Origin of the sequence: Pseudomonas sp. GW531-T4 (genome assembly GCF_017349615.1) — a bacterium.
In the GTDB taxonomy this organism is placed as follows: Bacteria; Pseudomonadota; Gammaproteobacteria; order Pseudomonadales; family Pseudomonadaceae; genus Aquipseudomonas; species Aquipseudomonas chlororaphis_I.
In genome coordinates this window covers 91,045-106,219 of the sequence record NZ_JACMZT010000021.1, presented here as the reverse complement: position 1 = coordinate 106,219, position 15,175 = coordinate 91,045, and the positions used below count along the sequence as shown (strand labels likewise).

General features: G+C 59.4%; 16 protein-coding genes and 1 tRNA gene. 2 read left to right on the top strand and 15 right to left on the bottom strand.

Annotated features, from left to right (window positions below):
* Both J4D28_RS18225 and J4D28_RS18220 read left to right on the top strand, forming a co-directional pair.
* Positions 1–606, top strand: a 606-nt coding sequence (locus tag J4D28_RS18225) for a heme-copper oxidase subunit III family protein (protein WP_207246437.1), incomplete at its 5' end; no start/stop codon positions are given.
* A 21-nt stretch (positions 607–627) separates the two neighbouring features.
* Positions 628–945: a cytochrome C oxidase subunit IV family protein gene (locus tag J4D28_RS18220; RefSeq protein WP_009046499.1), complete on the top strand. Its 318-nt coding sequence runs from the start codon at positions 628–630 to the stop codon at positions 943–945.
* 31 nt (positions 946–976) lie between these two features.
* Here J4D28_RS18220 and J4D28_RS18215 read toward each other — a convergent pair whose 3' ends face one another.
* The 15 genes from J4D28_RS18215 to J4D28_RS18145 form a co-directional block, all read right to left on the bottom strand.
* Positions 977–1,531, bottom strand: a complete 555-nt coding sequence (locus tag J4D28_RS18215) for a hypothetical protein (protein ID WP_009046500.1) — start codon at positions 1,529–1,531, stop codon at positions 977–979.
* Positions 1,532–1,922: 391 nt separating this feature from the next.
* On the bottom strand, positions 1,923–2,522 hold the full coding sequence (gene wrbA / locus J4D28_RS18210; protein ID WP_103331329.1) for an NAD(P)H:quinone oxidoreductase: 600 nt from the start codon (positions 2,520–2,522) through the stop codon (positions 1,923–1,925).
* 403 nt (positions 2,523–2,925) lie between these two features.
* On the bottom strand, positions 2,926–3,720 hold the full coding sequence (locus J4D28_RS18205) for a hypothetical protein (RefSeq protein WP_103331330.1): 795 nt from the start codon (positions 3,718–3,720) through the stop codon (positions 2,926–2,928).
* 13 nt (positions 3,721–3,733) lie between these two features.
* On the bottom strand, positions 3,734–4,561 hold the full coding sequence (locus tag J4D28_RS18200; RefSeq protein ID WP_103331331.1) for a phosphatase PAP2 family protein: 828 nt from the start codon (positions 4,559–4,561) through the stop codon (positions 3,734–3,736).
* Positions 4,562–4,604: 43 nt separating this feature from the next.
* The gene (locus J4D28_RS18195) at positions 4,605–5,456 is read right to left on the bottom strand and encodes a MipA/OmpV family protein (RefSeq protein ID WP_009046504.1); all 852 of its coding nucleotides are present in this window, start codon (positions 5,454–5,456) and stop codon (positions 4,605–4,607) included.
* Positions 5,457–5,602: 146 nt separating this feature from the next.
* Complete coding sequence (locus J4D28_RS18190; protein ID WP_016702596.1) at positions 5,603–6,637, bottom strand: DUF1254 domain-containing protein; 1,035 nt, start codon at positions 6,635–6,637, stop codon at positions 5,603–5,605.
* Between the two features lie 316 nt (positions 6,638–6,953).
* Positions 6,954–7,937 (bottom strand): AraC family transcriptional regulator, encoded by a 984-nt coding sequence (locus tag J4D28_RS18185; RefSeq protein WP_009046506.1) that lies wholly within the window; start codon positions 7,935–7,937, stop codon positions 6,954–6,956.
* Between the two features lie 329 nt (positions 7,938–8,266).
* A tRNA-Thr gene (locus J4D28_RS18180) sits at positions 8,267–8,342 on the bottom strand.
* Between the two features lie 206 nt (positions 8,343–8,548).
* Positions 8,549–9,649: a type VI immunity family protein gene (locus J4D28_RS18175; protein ID WP_103331332.1), complete on the bottom strand. Its 1,101-nt coding sequence runs from the start codon at positions 9,647–9,649 to the stop codon at positions 8,549–8,551.
* A gap of 16 nt (positions 9,650–9,665) precedes the next feature.
* Positions 9,666–10,379: a VRR-NUC domain-containing protein gene (locus J4D28_RS18170; protein ID WP_039967602.1), complete on the bottom strand. Its 714-nt coding sequence runs from the start codon at positions 10,377–10,379 to the stop codon at positions 9,666–9,668.
* Positions 10,376–10,885: a PAAR domain-containing protein gene (locus J4D28_RS18165; RefSeq protein WP_028683813.1), complete on the bottom strand. Its 510-nt coding sequence runs from the start codon at positions 10,883–10,885 to the stop codon at positions 10,376–10,378. Before J4D28_RS18165 ends, J4D28_RS18170 begins: the two co-directional genes overlap by 4 nt.
* A gap of 351 nt (positions 10,886–11,236) precedes the next feature.
* Positions 11,237–12,067 carry an FkbM family methyltransferase gene (locus J4D28_RS18160; RefSeq protein WP_103331333.1) on the bottom strand — a complete coding sequence of 277 codons (831 nt, stop codon included), beginning with the start codon at positions 12,065–12,067 and terminating at the stop codon, positions 11,237–11,239.
* Positions 12,068–12,421: 354 nt separating this feature from the next.
* Positions 12,422–13,633, bottom strand: a complete 1,212-nt coding sequence (locus tag J4D28_RS18155) for a methyltransferase (RefSeq protein ID WP_103331334.1) — start codon at positions 13,631–13,633, stop codon at positions 12,422–12,424.
* Positions 13,634–13,718: 85 nt separating this feature from the next.
* A complete protein-coding gene (locus J4D28_RS18150; RefSeq protein WP_007922607.1) occupies positions 13,719–14,408 on the bottom strand; it encodes an ABC transporter permease in 690 nt (229 codons plus the stop codon).
* Positions 14,405–15,100, bottom strand: coding sequence for an ABC transporter permease (locus tag J4D28_RS18145; protein ID WP_009046512.1), 696 nt, complete (start codon positions 15,098–15,100; stop codon positions 14,405–14,407). Before J4D28_RS18145 ends, J4D28_RS18150 begins: the two co-directional genes overlap by 4 nt.
* Positions 15,101–15,175 lie beyond the last annotated feature (75 nt).

Sequence of the window (15,175 nt, the reverse complement as noted above, 5' to 3'; positions counted from 1 at the left end):
GATGTGTTCAAGCGGGTGCCCTGGGGCAAGGCGATGATGTGGATCTTCCTGCTCAGCGACACCTTCATCTTCACCTGCTTCCTGACCGGCTACATGTCGGTGCGCATGAGTGCCACCGCCCCCTGGCCGAACCCCAGCGAAGTGTTCGCCCTGACCATCGGTGGCGTTGAAATCCCGTTGATCCTGATCGCCATCATGACCTTCGTGCTGATCAGCAGCAGCGGCACCATGGCCATGGCCGTGAACTTCGCCTATCGCCGTGTACGCGGCAAATGCGCGGCCCTGATGCTGGCTACCGCGGCCTTCGGGGCGACCTTTGTCAGCATGCAGGCGTTCGAGTGGAGCAAGCTTATCGCCGAAGGCGTACGCCCCTGGTCGAACCCCATGGGCGCCGCGCAATTCGGTGCCAGCTTTTTCATGATCACCGGTTTCCACGGGCTGCATGTATCGATCGGCGTCATTTACCTGTGCATCGTCGCCTTCAAGGTATTGCGCGGTGACTACGAGCGCTCCGGCAACTATCAGATCGTCGAGATCGCCGGGCTGTACTGGCACTTCGTGGACCTGGTGTGGGTATTTATCTTCGCTTTCTTCTACTTATGGTGAGCCCGCAGAGGAGTACCGGCGATGGCACATGCACAAGGTCAACAGCATCCAGTGAGCTTGTACCTGAAGATCTGGGGGCTGTTGTTCGTACTCAGTACCCTGTCCTACCTGGTCGACTACTTTCACTTCGAGGGCTATTTCAGGTGGTCGCTGATCCTGGTCCTCATGCTGTTGAAGGCGGGCCTGATCGTTTCCATCTTCATGCACATGGCGTGGGAACGCCTGGCGATGGTCTACGCCATACTCGTCCCGCCCTTGTGTCTGCTGGTGCTGGTGGGCCTGATGGCAGCCGAGGCGGATTACGTGTTTTCCACCCGGGGGATTTTCCTCGGGCAATGACTGGCTTCCGCCTCCGGCGTTCAACGGCGTTCTATATCGTTCGCTTGAACTGATGCCATTTCTGCAGCCAGGCCACTACCCAGTGAGGGGCTGCTGCGCCGGTTCCGGCGACCTGCAACTGTGGGTGATGGCTGATGACCCGATCCAGGACAGCTTCCTGAGCGGGTTCCACATCCACGAAGAAGATGTGCTCGCCGTCCCTTACCGTCTTTTTCAAATTGCTGAAGTGGGCATTGGGTACCTGGATACCGAAGAAGCCGCCTTCCCAGATACAGAAGCCCAGGATCACGATCGCCAGGAAGATGAACGGCACCCAGCCGGCCGCGGACTCGGTCCAACCTGCCAGATAGGCACCGAGCAGTACCAATGCCGCGAGCGGTATGCCAATGACCGCGCCAATCTCGCCGGAGTGAACGACATCCTGCTTCATGAGTGAATTCACATCATGCAGGTGATGCTGCTCGACATCCGCATCCCGGTCGCTGAGCACATGAATCTGCTCGGTACTGATGCCGCTGGCTTCCAGTTCGCTTTCAACGGTTTCCAGCTCGTCGAGATTATCGCTGATGTAAAAGTGTCGGTTCATGAGTCACCTCCTACTTCATCGTCGCAGAGGCCCCCATTTTTTCTGCAGTCGTTATCTGAAATTCCAGACCGTTTTTCCTGCCGCTCTGGATAACACCGCACGCTTGTCGCTAGCTAAAAAAGTATAGCACCACCCTCCGCAACGCCTTGCCGGCCGGGGGCTGCGGGCACATAGGGCAATCTGAGGGGGGGTGAGTCCTTCTGTTCGAATTGGCCTGGTGAAGTGGGTATCAGCAGTCGGTGCCCGCAGTCTCGGGAGGCAGGGACATTAGCCCAGAAACAACAAAGCCCTCGCATCGTTGCGAGGGCTTTGTTTTGTAGGGTGCCGCACCGGGAGTCGCAGCCAGACACTGCTTATGCAGTGTCTGCCTCAGCGCTTACCTGGCGATTTATTACTTGCTCAGTTTGACCGCCAGTTGTGCCACGTATTGGCCTTGATGACGGGCGATCTCCAATTCACGGGCATCAGGCTGGCGAGAGCCGTCACCACCGGCAATGGTGGATGCGCCATAAGGCGTGCCACCGCCGACACTGGAAGTGTCGAACAAGGCTGGCGAGCTATAACCGATGGGCACAATGATCATGCCGTGGTGAGCCAGGGTGGTCCACGTGGAGGCAATGGTCATTTCCTGGCCACCACCCGTACCTGTCGAGGTGAATACACTGGCGAGCTTGCCAACCAGCCCGCCCTTGGCCCACAGCCCGCCGGTCTGGTCGAGGAAGTTGCGCATCTGACCGGACATATTGCCGAAGCGGGTCGGGGTACCCAGGATGATTGCGTCGTAGTCGCCCAGCTCGCCTGGTGTGGCCACCGGAGCGCTCTGATCCACTTTCCCATGGGCAGCCTTGAAGGCTTCCGGGTCCATGGTTTCGGGTACGCGTTTGATAGTGACCTCGACCCCGGGAACGCTCCGGGCACCTTCCGACACGCTCTGGGCCATTGTTTCGATATGACCGTACATCGAATGATAAAGAACCAATACCTTAGCCATGCGTACTTCCTCTTGAGGTGTGTTTTGAGCTGACTGACTGCCTGTTAAATAGGCGATCAGATTAGTTATCCATCCCACCGTTTCACCCTGCATCTGCGTGAGTCGTGGCGCATGATCGATCTAATTGGCTTCTGTGAATATGAGAAAATATCGAACGGGATGTTCGAGAAAATTGATCGTTGTAAAACAACGATGACTGATGGGGGCGACTGTTCTTTTATGAACAGGTCATGAATGTTTTTACTTTCTGCGGCAGGAGTGCGTTTTTAATTGATTGAAATATATAAGGAATATATTTGGATTAAATAACTGATAGCCCCCTTGATAGGGGCTTGGAGAGCGGCGTGGTACTGAAGGGAATTTGAAAGCGAGGAGGGATGTCGGGCAAGGCTCTATGAAAGACTCAGAATCGCCCACTGATACCCAACAGTGGCCCCTTCTGGACAATGTCGTAGACAAAACCGTCATGGCGATAATTCACCCCCATGGCCCGGTAACCGGCCACCGCGGAAAAGCCGGGCAAGAACTCCCAGCCCGCCAGTGCGGCCAGATCCCAGTCTTCCCGGGACTGCCCGGCACCCACCATGCCCCAGGATGACAACCAGAATCGGTCGTTCACGGCATAGTGCCCACGCAGCCCCACCATGGCGTCCGCCCAGGTAGCCTGGTCGGACCCGGACAGGCCGCCAGCAGGTCCACCATGCAGGGTGATGGCGGTGCTGCTGTACCAGACGCGCACGCCGCCCGCGACGTCCAACCGATGATTGTCATCCCCCAACACGGTATATCCGCCCCCCAGGAATCCGCAAGCCGTCTTGCTTTCCACCTCAAGCTTGGACGCCGGAGCGCCCGCTGGTAGACGGTTGCGGGTATCGGTGTCGATGTACATCAAGTCGGCGAGCACGCTGTAGGGGCCGCGCCGCGCCTCGCCCATCAGCATCACCGACATATCGACAGTGCGCGCGATGTCCGAGAAATCGGACTTTATAAACTGCGTCCCGGTGCTACGGTGGCCTACGTGTCCACGGATCCCGGCGCCCCACAGGTAAGGCCCGCCGTTGAACTGCCAACTGTCATCGTCTGCTGCCATGGCCACGATCGGCAGGCTGGAGCCGGCGGCCGTGAAGGCGCTGACCAGCAGAGCCAGGCGGGCATGCCTGAGCCGTGACGATGAACGGGGGTGATCACTGTGCATCATGGTGTTTCTCCGATCAGTGCTGGGTCAGCGCGAGCGCCACATCCTCGGCCCCACAGTCTTGTGTAGGCTTCAGACCGGCCTTCTGAGCCGCCTTGACCTCTTCCTTCGCCGCCGCCAGGTCCGCCAGGAACGCCGGATTGCCGTGCAGGCTCGCCACCGTGGCGGCCCCCATGATGCGGCCGGCATCCACGTCGCTCTGCCAGTGTGCGTCGCAGATCACCCGGCTCTGGCCGTATGCCAGGCCACGGGTCATCAATTCGGTGGCGCGTGCAGGATTGATCTCGGCCAGGACCAGGCCCCAGGCCCAGCCCGCAGCGGAGTGGCCGGATGGCCAGGAACCATCCGTGCGCAGCAGTGGCTCCATGTCCTTGCGGCACGTGCCTTCGTTGTGCACCACGAAGGGGCGGGTACGGTTGTAGGCATTCTTCCCGGCGTAGGTAGAGCCGCCTGCATCCGTCAGGGTGCGCTGCATCAACGTATAGAGATGAGGCGTGTCTTTTTCGCTGATCTGGGTGCCCAGCGCGCAGGAGAATGTTTTCGCCGGGCCCGGGAATGATAGTTCCGCGTCCGCCGCCGCGAGTTTCTCCCGGACCGAGCCACGCAGCGCCAGCGCGGCACGGCGTGCTTCCTCGTCCCGTGCCAGCGCCGCAGAGTCAGGTTTGGGTGGGGCGCCGAGCAACGCCAGGTGCACTGGCAATTCGGCCGGGGCGAGATAGCCTGGAGCCAGCTTGAAATGAGGGTCCGTGACGGTCGTGGTGGCATCCTCGGCAAGCACCAGCCCCGACCAGAGCAAGCCGGCCAGGGACAGCGTCACCCCCCAGGGTTCATGTACTTTTTTCATCGACTGCTTCCTTCTTTATGTCGCACACGGTCCCGACGGTTGATCAGAACCGGTACAAGGCATTCAGGTAGGCACCTGCTCCGACCTTCTCACCCGTCAGCGGGCTGTCGCGGGCGTCGGAGACCAGGGCATAGGTCTTGATGCCACCTTCCAGTGCCAGCTGTGGCTGCCATTGCCAGGTCAGGCCCAGCTTCAAGGTCACGTCCCGCATTCCGCCACCCGGGTGGTACTCATCGAACCGGGTGCGTGCGGCTTGCTGGGCCGTGACGCCGAAGCGGGCCATCATGTCGTTCTCGTTGCTCCAGGTGCCGTACAGCGTCGAGTCCAGGGTCAAGGTCGAAGACAGTGGGTATGCAGTGGCGACCCCGGCTTCCAGGTACGCCGTGCGCCCCAGGCTTTCGCCACCGTAGTTACGGTTCTGGCTCGATTGCAGACCGCGAACGAACAGGCGGCCGTTCGGCAGGATCCAGTACACTTCCGCCCCGACCAGGGCAGTGCTGTCCAGGTTGCCCATTCCCTTCAAGTAGTCATCACGACCGTCCAGGGTATGAATTCTTTCCTTGCGCCCCTGGTCATAACCGATCAGCAGGGCCACCCCGAAAGGCGCCAGCCCCGGCAAGTCCCAACGCAGCCCCTCCGGGAAGGCTGCGGTAAAGGTGCCCCAGTCTTCGGTAGGCAAGACCGCTTTCAGCTTCAGGGACGGGAACGCGGCGTAATGTGAAGAGCCTTCATACAAAGGGCCAACGGCAATTCCGCCGCCTACCGTCACGGATGGCGTGCCGTTTGAATCGTCGAGGGCTGCGTGTGCAGGCAATGCCAGCGTCAATGCGAGTGCCGCACCTATGATGAACATCACCGGATGTCTGAAAGAATTTGGATTATCTTTGGTCGTCATTGTTTATTTCCTTTGGTGTGAACTCTGTAGTGCAGAGCCATCCCTGGCTTGATAAGCCATATCAAACTTGGTGACCTTTGCGTTTAACTCTACTGAGGTGTCAGCCCATTAATCTGACGAACCAGCCACTATTCGAATAATTAAACTTATAGAGCGACGGGCTGCGGCTGTGGAAAACTCCATTGGCCATTCAGTATTTCGTTACTTGGCTGATAAAGCCTGACCGTATAGTTCCATCCGGGCATGGTAGGCAGGCAATTAGCTATCTTTCCGTCGCAACTACCGAACTGAATGACAATCGAACCATCATCACTTTTTTTGGCCGTGAGGTTATTCAACGAATAGGCGTCATATGGGTTTTTTTGAAAGTATCCATCTGCGTTGTAAACACTTACAGACCAGAAACTGTTGACCGGGACATGTCCAACTTTGAGACGGTAAACGGTTTTCCCATCGTTCTGCGGTATCACACCGCCGAGGTAGATTGCGTCCTTGCTCGGGTTTCCGCCCCACCCCGTCGCAGTTCCGATCAGGTGGTGGATCGGATCGACCCCACCTTTAGGGCCAAAGGACTGGTTGTAGTTGGGAATCGTCGAACCAAGAACCGCCAGGGCATCACGCATCTTTTTCTGGCTCGCCTGATCCCACTTCGGCACTGCGAATGCCCCCGGCTTGGCCTGGCTGACCTTGATTGCGTCCTGCAGTCCATGCACCTGCTCAAGGTCTTCTCGATCTGTGGGATCGAAGAACATGCGGACAGCGACAAAAATATAGCGTGTGCCGATATCCTCTTTCGTCAGCGTATGGCGGCCGGCACCGTAAACGACGGCGGTTACGTAGTGATCTTCGTTGACCACTTGCATCGACATGAACCGCTCGCCGGCCTCAGGCAATGTGATCGTGACTGGACCGGCATCGAGATCGAACACCGCTGACGAGTAAAGCGTGTCCCGATTCATTCGGATGACATCCTGAGCGTCGATGGGAACCGGTTCGCGGCTATGGACAAACCGACCAAAACCTCCACTGGCCACCCTTTTACCCATGTAGAGGTCGGACTCGGCACGGATAAAATTATCGACACCCACCAGCGTCGCCCCATCAGAGGATGACTGAGTGTTTGCACTCGCAAAAGTTGCCAGCGTCAGGGCGACGATGCCGGCCGTGAATGAGTAGGGCATTTAAACCTCTTGATCTTATAAGAAGTGATTCCATTCACCAGCTTCAGACTTTTGCTTGTGCCTGGATTGCTTGCTGCACCGCTCGCTGGTGTTGGCATTACCTTTTCAGACTGTATAAGAACGTCTTGATGGAAACTTGCCATTTGGTGCCAAAAGGCGAAGCCATTACGCATCGCCTGTTGGCGGAGTTCGCACAGAAATGGCTGCAGGGATCAGGACGACAAGCCATATCCCGGTAGTTGCAGGCTTCGCAGGTCTCTATTAGATGGTCCGGCGGGAGGGGGGAAGTGGTTAGGCGAAGACGCTGTCTTGAGTTTTAATAATCAAGTTTCAAGGCCGAGCGGTAGCGCGACGGTGAACTCCCAGTCCAGCGTTTGAAGGCTCGAGTAAAGTGCGCTTGATCGCTGTAACCCACCATGTAGGCAATCTCGGTCGCAGTGTATTTACCGCTGGCAATGAGCTGAAGGGCTTCGCTGCGACGCGTCTCGTCGCGTAAATCTTCGAAGTCGATGCCGCAGTATTTGAGACGACGTTGCAGCGTTCGAGAAGACAGTCCGATGTTTCTGGAAATAGCGGTAAGTTTGGATTGATCCTGGTCCGATATCTGCTCGATAAGCACGCCTGCCGCTTCCGCGGTCGACCTCAAGGCTTCGGTGACTTTCCAGGCGTCATCCCGAACAGCTTGCAGGGGAGTGCCTAGCAGCTCACGGTCGAATTCGATCATGTTGTACTGCGCGTTCATTTCGAGATTCGGCCCCAGGTATTCTTCGAGCGCCTCGTCTCCTCTTTCCCTTGGGTTTTGCAGATGCACGCGTATGGCGCCAGGCTCGCCGGACATGAGCGGTACTTTTCTAAGCAGCGCAAGAGTGCCGAGAATGACTTGCTTCGGATCAGCCCCGTGCTGTCCGGTAAATTGCTGGATCAGTTTTGTCGTACGGCCTTCGGTGACGATTTTTACTTCTCCTCCTTGATGCAGTAAGTCCGTATAGATCGACGCCACTGCACAAGCCTGAGCGAGGTTGGTTGAGTCCAATATCAACTCGCCCCAGGCACCGAGAGAGCGTACTTCGATCAGGTGTCCCACACATGCGCCGCCGAAGGGGTCCTGTGCGATAGCTGCCATTTCATTGGCTATATGAAAGCAGGCCGCTCGCGGTACCCAGGCATCAGGGTTTTGAAAAACATGAGGGGAAATACCGTAACGCCGAAAGAACTCCAGCGGCGACACCCCTCGCATGCTCAGATAGGGGGCTATGTGCCGAAGAGTGCTGAGTTTGATGGACGGCGTAGCATTCGTCATAAGCGTTCGCACCTGTTTTTAAAGGCAATGCACGTGAAAACCGTCTTAGCCCGCAGGGAACACTAGCGCAAAACTTTTGCCAAGGTAGAGGTCGTCGCCGTCGAAAGCTTGTAGGCGCAGTTGGTGGGCTTGGCTGAGCGGCAAGCCGAATCGGCGAGGAGCTCGACATAAGGGGGCTCCCTTTGTATCGAATGGCCTTAGCCCTAAAACGGCCGCAATCCACCCGGTTTTTGCCGTAACCCGACAGAACCCCAAAACGAAAAAACCCGCCAGAAGGCGGGTTTTTCGGGAGTTCCAGAGATTTTGAAAGCCTTCTCTGGAACCTTGTATGGTGCCGGCACCAGGAGTCGAACCCGGGACCTACTGATTACAAGTCAGTTGCTCTACCAACTGAGCTATACCGGCGTGTCAGGGCGACGATTATAGCGATTGGCAAGGTTCTGTAAACCCCTGAAATCTGACTATTTTTGCAGATGCTCCGGCTACCTTGGGATCGATGTTCGCATGGGTGCCCTTGGAGCGGTCCAAGCGGAAAGTGGCGTAGCACTCATTGGCGTCGCGTCATACCACCGAACTGGCCGGTCAGGGGGGCATTGCTGGGGCCGCTGGTTTTATAACCTTGGTGGGGGCAGTCGGTCCTTGAGCGTGTACTGGCTGCTGAGTGCGGGCTGTTCGCTGAGTTTGTGCTGATAGGCGCTCAGCTCGGACAGCGGCACATCAAAGCGTTTCAACCATTGATCCGCCGACCACCCGGTAAGACGAACTTCGCCATCATGAGAACCACCATGAAGGTCGCCGACTGTTTCGTAACGCAGCTCCTTGAGCTCATGGTTCAGCAGCACGTAGGCGGGAGGCCGTGGGAAGTCGGCATCGCCTATCACGGATGGTTCGTTTCCGGCCTGGATGATCACGCCGGCACCGTAGTCATAAAAAGCGAAATGGCTGTCAGGCAACCTGGCCTGTAGTGCCTTTAAACCTCCTGCGCTTTCCAGGCGTGGTTTGTTGAGTACGGTCAGCCAGCTCACGGTTTTGATTTTGTTCTTCTGGAACTCGGGCCGGTTGGCCAATAGGGGGGCCAGGCCTGCATCCAGCCCGGGCATGCTTTCGCTCATGTAGGCTTCTGTTGCTTCGTTGCCGTCTCTTTTGGTCACGGACAGGTTTAGCGCATAACCGGCATAGCCCTGTTCCGCTTTCAGACGGGCTGCACAATCGAGGAACAAGCGCAGGAAGTCGAGACGGTGCTCTTCGAAGAAGAGGATCGGGACTGAAAACTCCAGCACGCTGAGGTCATCCCCCATTTTTGCTTCCCAGCCACGCTGGCCGAACAACTCGAAAAACCAGGGACTGGCGTCTACCGCTTCACGGCCACCGGTGTAGTAAAAACTCAGGTGATCGTTTTCTTTCATGGTGGCCAGCATCTCGATCAGGGATCTGGCCTTGTTGTAAGGGGTCAATGCTGAACCTTCAGGCGGTTCTTCTCGCCATAGCCACCTCAACTCAGGCCCTGCCAGGCGCTGGTAGTCGTTGAAGCATCGACCAAGTTCTTCGCGTACCGGAACGGTATGGGCATCCTTGAAATACAAGGTGCCTCGGATGCAGAGCGCTGCTCCAATGTAGTCTTGCCGCCCACCCTTCATCAGTAAATGGCCCGGGATCTCCAGGGCGAAAGGCATTTTTTCCAGCTCGGCGGCTAAGTCGAAAGGTTCACTCATGGTCGGTTCCTTTAAATCACATGGCGCCGGCGGGTACCGGGAATCTCGGGACAGGCGTCTTGCCGCGGCTCAGTAGCCACGCGGCGGCGGCTGCAATCGCTGCGGCCCACCCCAGCTCTTCAGACGGGACTCTAGAAGTTTGCTCTTCCTGGGTGCAGTCGCATTCTCTGGCATCGAGGGTGACCACCTTATTGCTGCCCCCTGCAATTTTCGCGTATTCAGCCGTCTGTTTCGTGTTTGGAGAATCGGGTGGAAACTTCATTTCCACAACCTGTTTGATGTTGTCTTGGGTCGGAGGTTTTCTCGGGTCATTCACGATGACGACGTCTGGTCGGCGAATCATGCCCGTGCCTGCTTCGAATGGTGGGTGATCTGGGTCCTGATCCCAGTATTTCTTGATCCAGCCGGGGATCCAGCTATGAGGGTTGTCGCCACTCTGGCTGTCCATGATCGGAACGGGCGGCTTTTTGGTCATGTCGTAGCTGACTTCCGGCTTCAGCGGGCTTCGCCCCATAAGGATTTTGTCCAGCCCGTTCAGGCGCGCGGCAACGCACTGCTGTTTAAGGTTTTTGCCGTCCACCGCTACGTTAGGTGTTGCCTGGCAGTAACAGGCCGCCGAGCAGAGAACTTTTTTGTCTCCAGGGGCGAGTCTGGGTTTTGTCAGGCCTACATCCGTTGTCTGCCCTGGTGCTGACATGCCGCCGGTCGACAAGGGGTTATCACCACTCATTGATCATCTCCATAGATCAGGTCGAACTTCAGTGTTTCCGGCTGCTCGTTGTTCACCCAGGATGTGTAGCCTTCTGCATCGGTAGTTTGTATCGACTCTCCGCTGCTGGAGCTGATACGCACTTGTTGGCCGGCGATGGCCTTGCCGGTTTCTCTGTCGAACACCCGGAAGCGGCCTTTGAATGGACTTGTGCCCATGCCCTGGATCGGTGCCATGGGGCTGGGGACGAAGGTATCGCCAATGATGATTGTCCCGGAGCCACCGATCACTACGTTGCCATGGGTGCCGAGGCTATCGACCGTTGCTGCGTTTTTCCCGTTTATGAACACTGTCGCCGAGAGGTTTCCGGACAGCTTTCCTCCGCATGCTGAAGGGTCATCCAGGCGAGCGGCCGGTAGTCCGTCGAACAGTACGTCGGGGGAGCCCGAGGCGATTGGATTGGTACCGTGGCCGGGTAGTGGGCAGGCGGTAGGGTCGGTAACGCGAGCTGCAGGTTTCCCGCTCATATCGGGCTCCGTGTCAGGTCGGGCAGAAGGGATTGAGTACGTGGCGAGTTTGGTTTACGCGAAGCAGGGAGCGTAGCGAGGAGAGGTGGGGCCTTGGGATGACTCACGCTGTCCAGATGCTGCGATAGACACCCAGCCTGAGAGCCGTGCCGCGTTTGCTGGCAAAAAGAAGTCATGGTCGTCTCGTCCTTGTGACCGTATGTGCCTGATAACGCCTCGCTGAAACATATCCCTGTTCGAGCTGAGGTAGGCGGAAATACTCGGCCGCCGAGACTGTTTTTGCAAGCCCGCGGGGAACGTGTGAGTCAAGCAGTCACAGCGCAGCATGAGGCTATTGCTTGATTGACGCTCTCAGTGACGTCCGCCGCGCACCAGCACTTTCTTGAGTTTTTCGATGGCGCGCCATGAGCGGCTGTTGCGCAGGGCGTGGAGTTCGGCTTCGGCGCGGTCGGCGCGTTGGCGTTCGGCGATCAGGGCCTGTTCCAGGTCGGTGGCGGGGGCGACGAAGCGGTGGCCGGGGTTGAACTGGAATTCGTCGAGGTTGCACGGCGGGATGTCGAAGGCGCCCCTGAGGTTCAGGTGTTCTTCGGCCAGGTAAAAGGTGTTGATGCCATCGAACACCACAGGGTGATAGCCGGCGCCGGTAACCAGGGTTTCCCAGGCCTGGTCGCGGTTCCACGGGGTTTCGATCAGCAGGATCCACGGTCGCCAGCGGCTGAAGTCCATGCTGCGCAGCACGGTTTCTTCGTGGCCTTCGACGTCGATCTTGAGGAAATGGATCGGGCCGTCGACATGAGCCTCGCAGATATCGCTCAGGGTGCGCGAGCTGACGATCTGAGTCTGCACCGGCATGCCGGCGTCCTTGTGCTGCTGGGCGATGGCGGGGTCGAGGGTGGACAGGCCGGTGTCGGCGATACCGTAGAAGGTCAGGGCCTCGGCGTTGTCGCCGGCTGCGCATTGCAGGTTGGTGTCCCGGGGGCGCTCCTGGCACAGGGCGTCGTAATAGCTGGGTACCGGTTCGACGTTGATCCCGCTCCAGCCACGGTCGTAGAAGGCGCGGGTCACGGAGTCGGCGGTGGGGTGGTTGGCGCCGACGTCGATGTAGAGGCCTTTTTCGACATGTTTGAGCGCGCGCCACAGGCGGATGTCTTCGAAATTCTGTGCATAAGAAATGAACGTCACTGTCTTTTCCCGTCAGTCACAAAGGTTCTGGCTCGGACGCGCCCGCGAGCGCCTGCGTCTGTATAACAAGCGCCGCCAACCGGCGCAATTTGCTGCCTGCCAGGTGCCGGTTTTCGGCGGTTATGTCCTTTGGTATTAACGCTTATGCACAATCGATGGCCGTTGCACGGCAATTCCGGTCGATTTTGTGGATCCGTTCTCAGTTCGCCGCAACTGGCTGTTTTTTCGTTGATTTATTTTTATGAACAAAAAATGACCAGCTATGGATTAGGCCTGTAACAGGCACTTTCAGTGGCTTTGGCAGGAATTCATCAACAGAGTTATCCACAGGCTGGGTGGGGTGGTGGATCCAAGTTATCCACGTTCCGCCAGCAGCATCAGGTTGCGTGGGGTGAGCGGTGCCGGGCAGAACTGGCCCAGTTGCACGCGATAACCCTGTTCCTGCAAAAACAGCCCGCGATCGAGCACCAGCCACAGCTCCAATGGCCGACGGAACAGGCCGCGCAGCAGCTCCAGGTTGCGCACCTGGGCCAGGCGCTGCCAGCCGGCGGCCTCCAGCGCCGGCCAGTCCTGCGAGCCGACTGTGGATAAGTGCTTGAGGGCGGCCAGGTCGCGGCAGTAGTCGGCGAAGGGTTTGTCCAGCCAGCTGGCGGGCAGCGACGGGGTGGGCAGGTATTCATCGCCCCCGCGCAGCCGGCGTTGCAGCAGGTCGAAGGCCAGGCGCCGGGCCATGGAGCTGTCGCGCTGGCGGCGTACCCGGGCGCCGGCGGTGACGGTCTCGCTCAGGGGCAGGCCGAGGTCGTCGAGGGAGAGTTGCAGCGTCGAGCCCTTGGCCGGGCCGGAAAGCGGCTGGTACTCGGCGTGGCTGATGCGGTTGTAGCAGCAGGGCGCGATGGCCAGTTGGCGACAGCCGCACTCGCTGGCCAGTCGCATCAGGCGCACATGCAGGTCACCACAGGCGTGCAAGGCCACCGGGGTGTGTTCGGCGCTCAGGCGGACAGCGGCGTCGGCGGCGAGCACGTCTTGCTGCAGGTGGCTGGCCGGCAGCCGATGGTGTTCGCTCAGTTGCCGGCCGCTGGCGACCAGGGCCGGGTCGTATTCCAGGCAGGTCAGCTGTTGCCCGGGTTGCAGCAGGCGGCGGCCGAGGTGGCCCTTGCCCGAACACCAGTCCAGCCAGTGGCCGGGTGCCTGGGTGAACTCCAGGCAGGCGGCGAAGGCTTCGATCTGTTGCCATTTACGCCCGGGTACGTCGACGTTGAGGCGTTGGCGGGCAGCTGGTACCTGGTGCGTTGGCAGCTCGGCCACGGCGCCTAGCGCGGCGGCAGTCCGCGCCAGATCGGGGAAGGGCGCGGGAGCATCGAGCAACTCGGGGTGGTTATGGCTGGCCTCGGCATCGTCCAGGCTGCGCTGGCGCAGCCATTGGGCGAGTTCGTGGTGCCGGGCTTCCCAGGGCAGTTGCAGCTCGGTGAAGGGGCGTGGACGCCAGAGCTGTTGATGGTCGAGCAGGAAGCGGTCCAGGGCCTGGAAGCGGGTGAGGAGTTCGGGGCCTTGGAGGATGGAGGGCATGGCGGGCTCGGCGGTGTCTGGGGGATGGCAATCGCGAGCAAGCTCGCTCCTACAGGTTAGCGGGGCGCCGGTAGGAGCGAAGGGTTCAGCGGCCTTGGCATTGCTCGACGCGCAGCCAGCGTTCCAGCAGCTTGAAGCCTTGCACCAGCACGTAGGACATCAGCAGGTAGAACACCCCGGCGGCGAAGAAGATCTCCACCGGCAGGTAGGTGCGGGCGATGATGGTGCGGGCCATGCCGGTCAGTTCCAGCAGGGTCACGGTACTGGCCAGGGCGCTGGCCTTGAGCATCAGGATCACTTCGTTGCTGTAGGCGGGCAGGCCGATGCGCGCGGCCCGGGGCAGGATGATGTAGAACAGCGCCTTGGGCTTGGACATGCCCAGCGCCCGCGCCGCTTCGATCTCGCCCGGCGGGATGGCCTGGATCGCCCCGCGCAGGATCTCGGCGATATAGGCCGCGGTGTGCAGGGTCATGGTGGCGGTGGCGCACCAGAACGGATCGCGCAGGTATGGCCACATCGCGCTGTTACGCACCGCGTCGAACTGCGCCAGGCCGTAGTAGACCAGGAACAGCTGCACCAGCAGTGGCGTGCCGCGGAAGAAGAAAATGTAGGCATAGGGTAGGGCGCGCACGTACCACAGGCGCGACGAGCGGGCGATGCCCAGCGGAATGGCCAGCAGCAGGCCGGCGATGACCGCGATGGCCACCAGCTCCAGGGTCAGCGTGGCGCCCTGGGCCAGCTTGGGCAGCCACTTGATGATCACTTCCCAGTTCATGAAGCGCTCCTCGCGAAGCCGCGAGCGGCGCGTTTTTCCAGGAAGTGCATGCCAGTCATGGCCAGCACGGTCAGGCCCAGGTACATGAAGGCCGCCACCATATAGAAGGTGAAGGGTTGCTTGGACACGGTCACGGCGATCTGCGAGTGACGCATGATTTCTTCCAGGCCGATCACCGACACCAGCGCGGTGTCCTTCATCAGGATCATGAACAGGTTGCCCAGGCCCGGCAGGGCGATGCGCCACATCTGCGGCATGATCAGCTTGGTGAAGATCCGCCATTTCGACAGGCCCAGGGCCACGCCGGCCTCACGATGGCCCTTGGGGATGGCGAGGATCGCGCCACGGAACACTTCGGTGGCGTAGGCGCCGAAGCACAGGCCGAGGGCGATGACCCCGGCGGCGAAGGCGTTGAGTTCCAGCTCCGGGTTGCCGAAGAACTCACCCAGGGCGCGCATCAGGTTGACGGTGCCGAAGTAGATCAGCAGCACCCAGAGCAGCTCGGGAACGCCGCGCACCAGGGTCGAATAGGTGCCGCCAAGCCATTGCAGCGGCTTGTACGGGGAAGTCTTGGCCAAGGCGCCGAGCAGGCCGAGCACCAGCCCCAGGCACAGCGCGGAAAGAGCCAGCTTGACGGTCATCAGCGCGCCAGCGGCGAGCGCCGGGCCGAATCCGTAGAGATCGATATTCATGGATGGTTATTCAAGTCGCGGCAGGCTTTGCTAAGGACCGGCGCCCTCGGGGGAGGGCGCCGGGCAGGCCAGTCA

Excerpts from the sequence above, each read along its gene's own strand:
- J4D28_RS18220 (WP_009046499.1), top strand. The coding sequence starts at position 628 with ATGGCACATGCACAAGGTCAACAGCATCCAGTGAGCTTGTACCTGAAG.
- J4D28_RS18215 (WP_009046500.1), bottom strand. The coding sequence starts at position 1,531 with ATGAACCGACACTTTTACATCAGCGATAATCTCGACGAGCTGGAAACC.
- wrbA (WP_103331329.1), bottom strand. The coding sequence starts at position 2,522 with ATGGCTAAGGTATTGGTTCTTTATCATTCGATGTACGGTCATATCGAA.
- J4D28_RS18205 (WP_103331330.1), bottom strand. The coding sequence starts at position 3,720 with ATGATGCACAGTGATCACCCCCGTTCATCGTCACGGCTCAGGCATGCC.
- J4D28_RS18200 (WP_103331331.1), bottom strand. The coding sequence starts at position 4,561 with ATGAAAAAAGTACATGAACCCTGGGGGGTGACGCTGTCCCTGGCCGGC.
- J4D28_RS18195 (WP_009046504.1), bottom strand. The coding sequence starts at position 5,456 with ATGACGACCAAAGATAATCCAAATTCTTTCAGACATCCGGTGATGTTC.
- J4D28_RS18190 (WP_016702596.1), bottom strand. The coding sequence starts at position 6,637 with ATGCCCTACTCATTCACGGCCGGCATCGTCGCCCTGACGCTGGCAACT.
- J4D28_RS18185 (WP_009046506.1), bottom strand. The coding sequence starts at position 7,937 with ATGACGAATGCTACGCCGTCCATCAAACTCAGCACTCTTCGGCACATA.
- J4D28_RS18175 (WP_103331332.1), bottom strand. The coding sequence starts at position 9,649 with ATGAGTGAACCTTTCGACTTAGCCGCCGAGCTGGAAAAAATGCCTTTC.
- J4D28_RS18170 (WP_039967602.1), bottom strand. The coding sequence starts at position 10,379 with ATGAGTGGTGATAACCCCTTGTCGACCGGCGGCATGTCAGCACCAGGG.
- J4D28_RS18165 (WP_028683813.1), bottom strand. The coding sequence starts at position 10,885 with ATGAGCGGGAAACCTGCAGCTCGCGTTACCGACCCTACCGCCTGCCCA.
- J4D28_RS18155 (WP_103331334.1), bottom strand. The coding sequence starts at position 13,633 with ATGCCCTCCATCCTCCAAGGCCCCGAACTCCTCACCCGCTTCCAGGCC.
- J4D28_RS18150 (WP_007922607.1), bottom strand. The coding sequence starts at position 14,408 with ATGAACTGGGAAGTGATCATCAAGTGGCTGCCCAAGCTGGCCCAGGGC.
- J4D28_RS18145 (WP_009046512.1), bottom strand. The coding sequence starts at position 15,100 with ATGAATATCGATCTCTACGGATTCGGCCCGGCGCTCGCCGCTGGCGCG.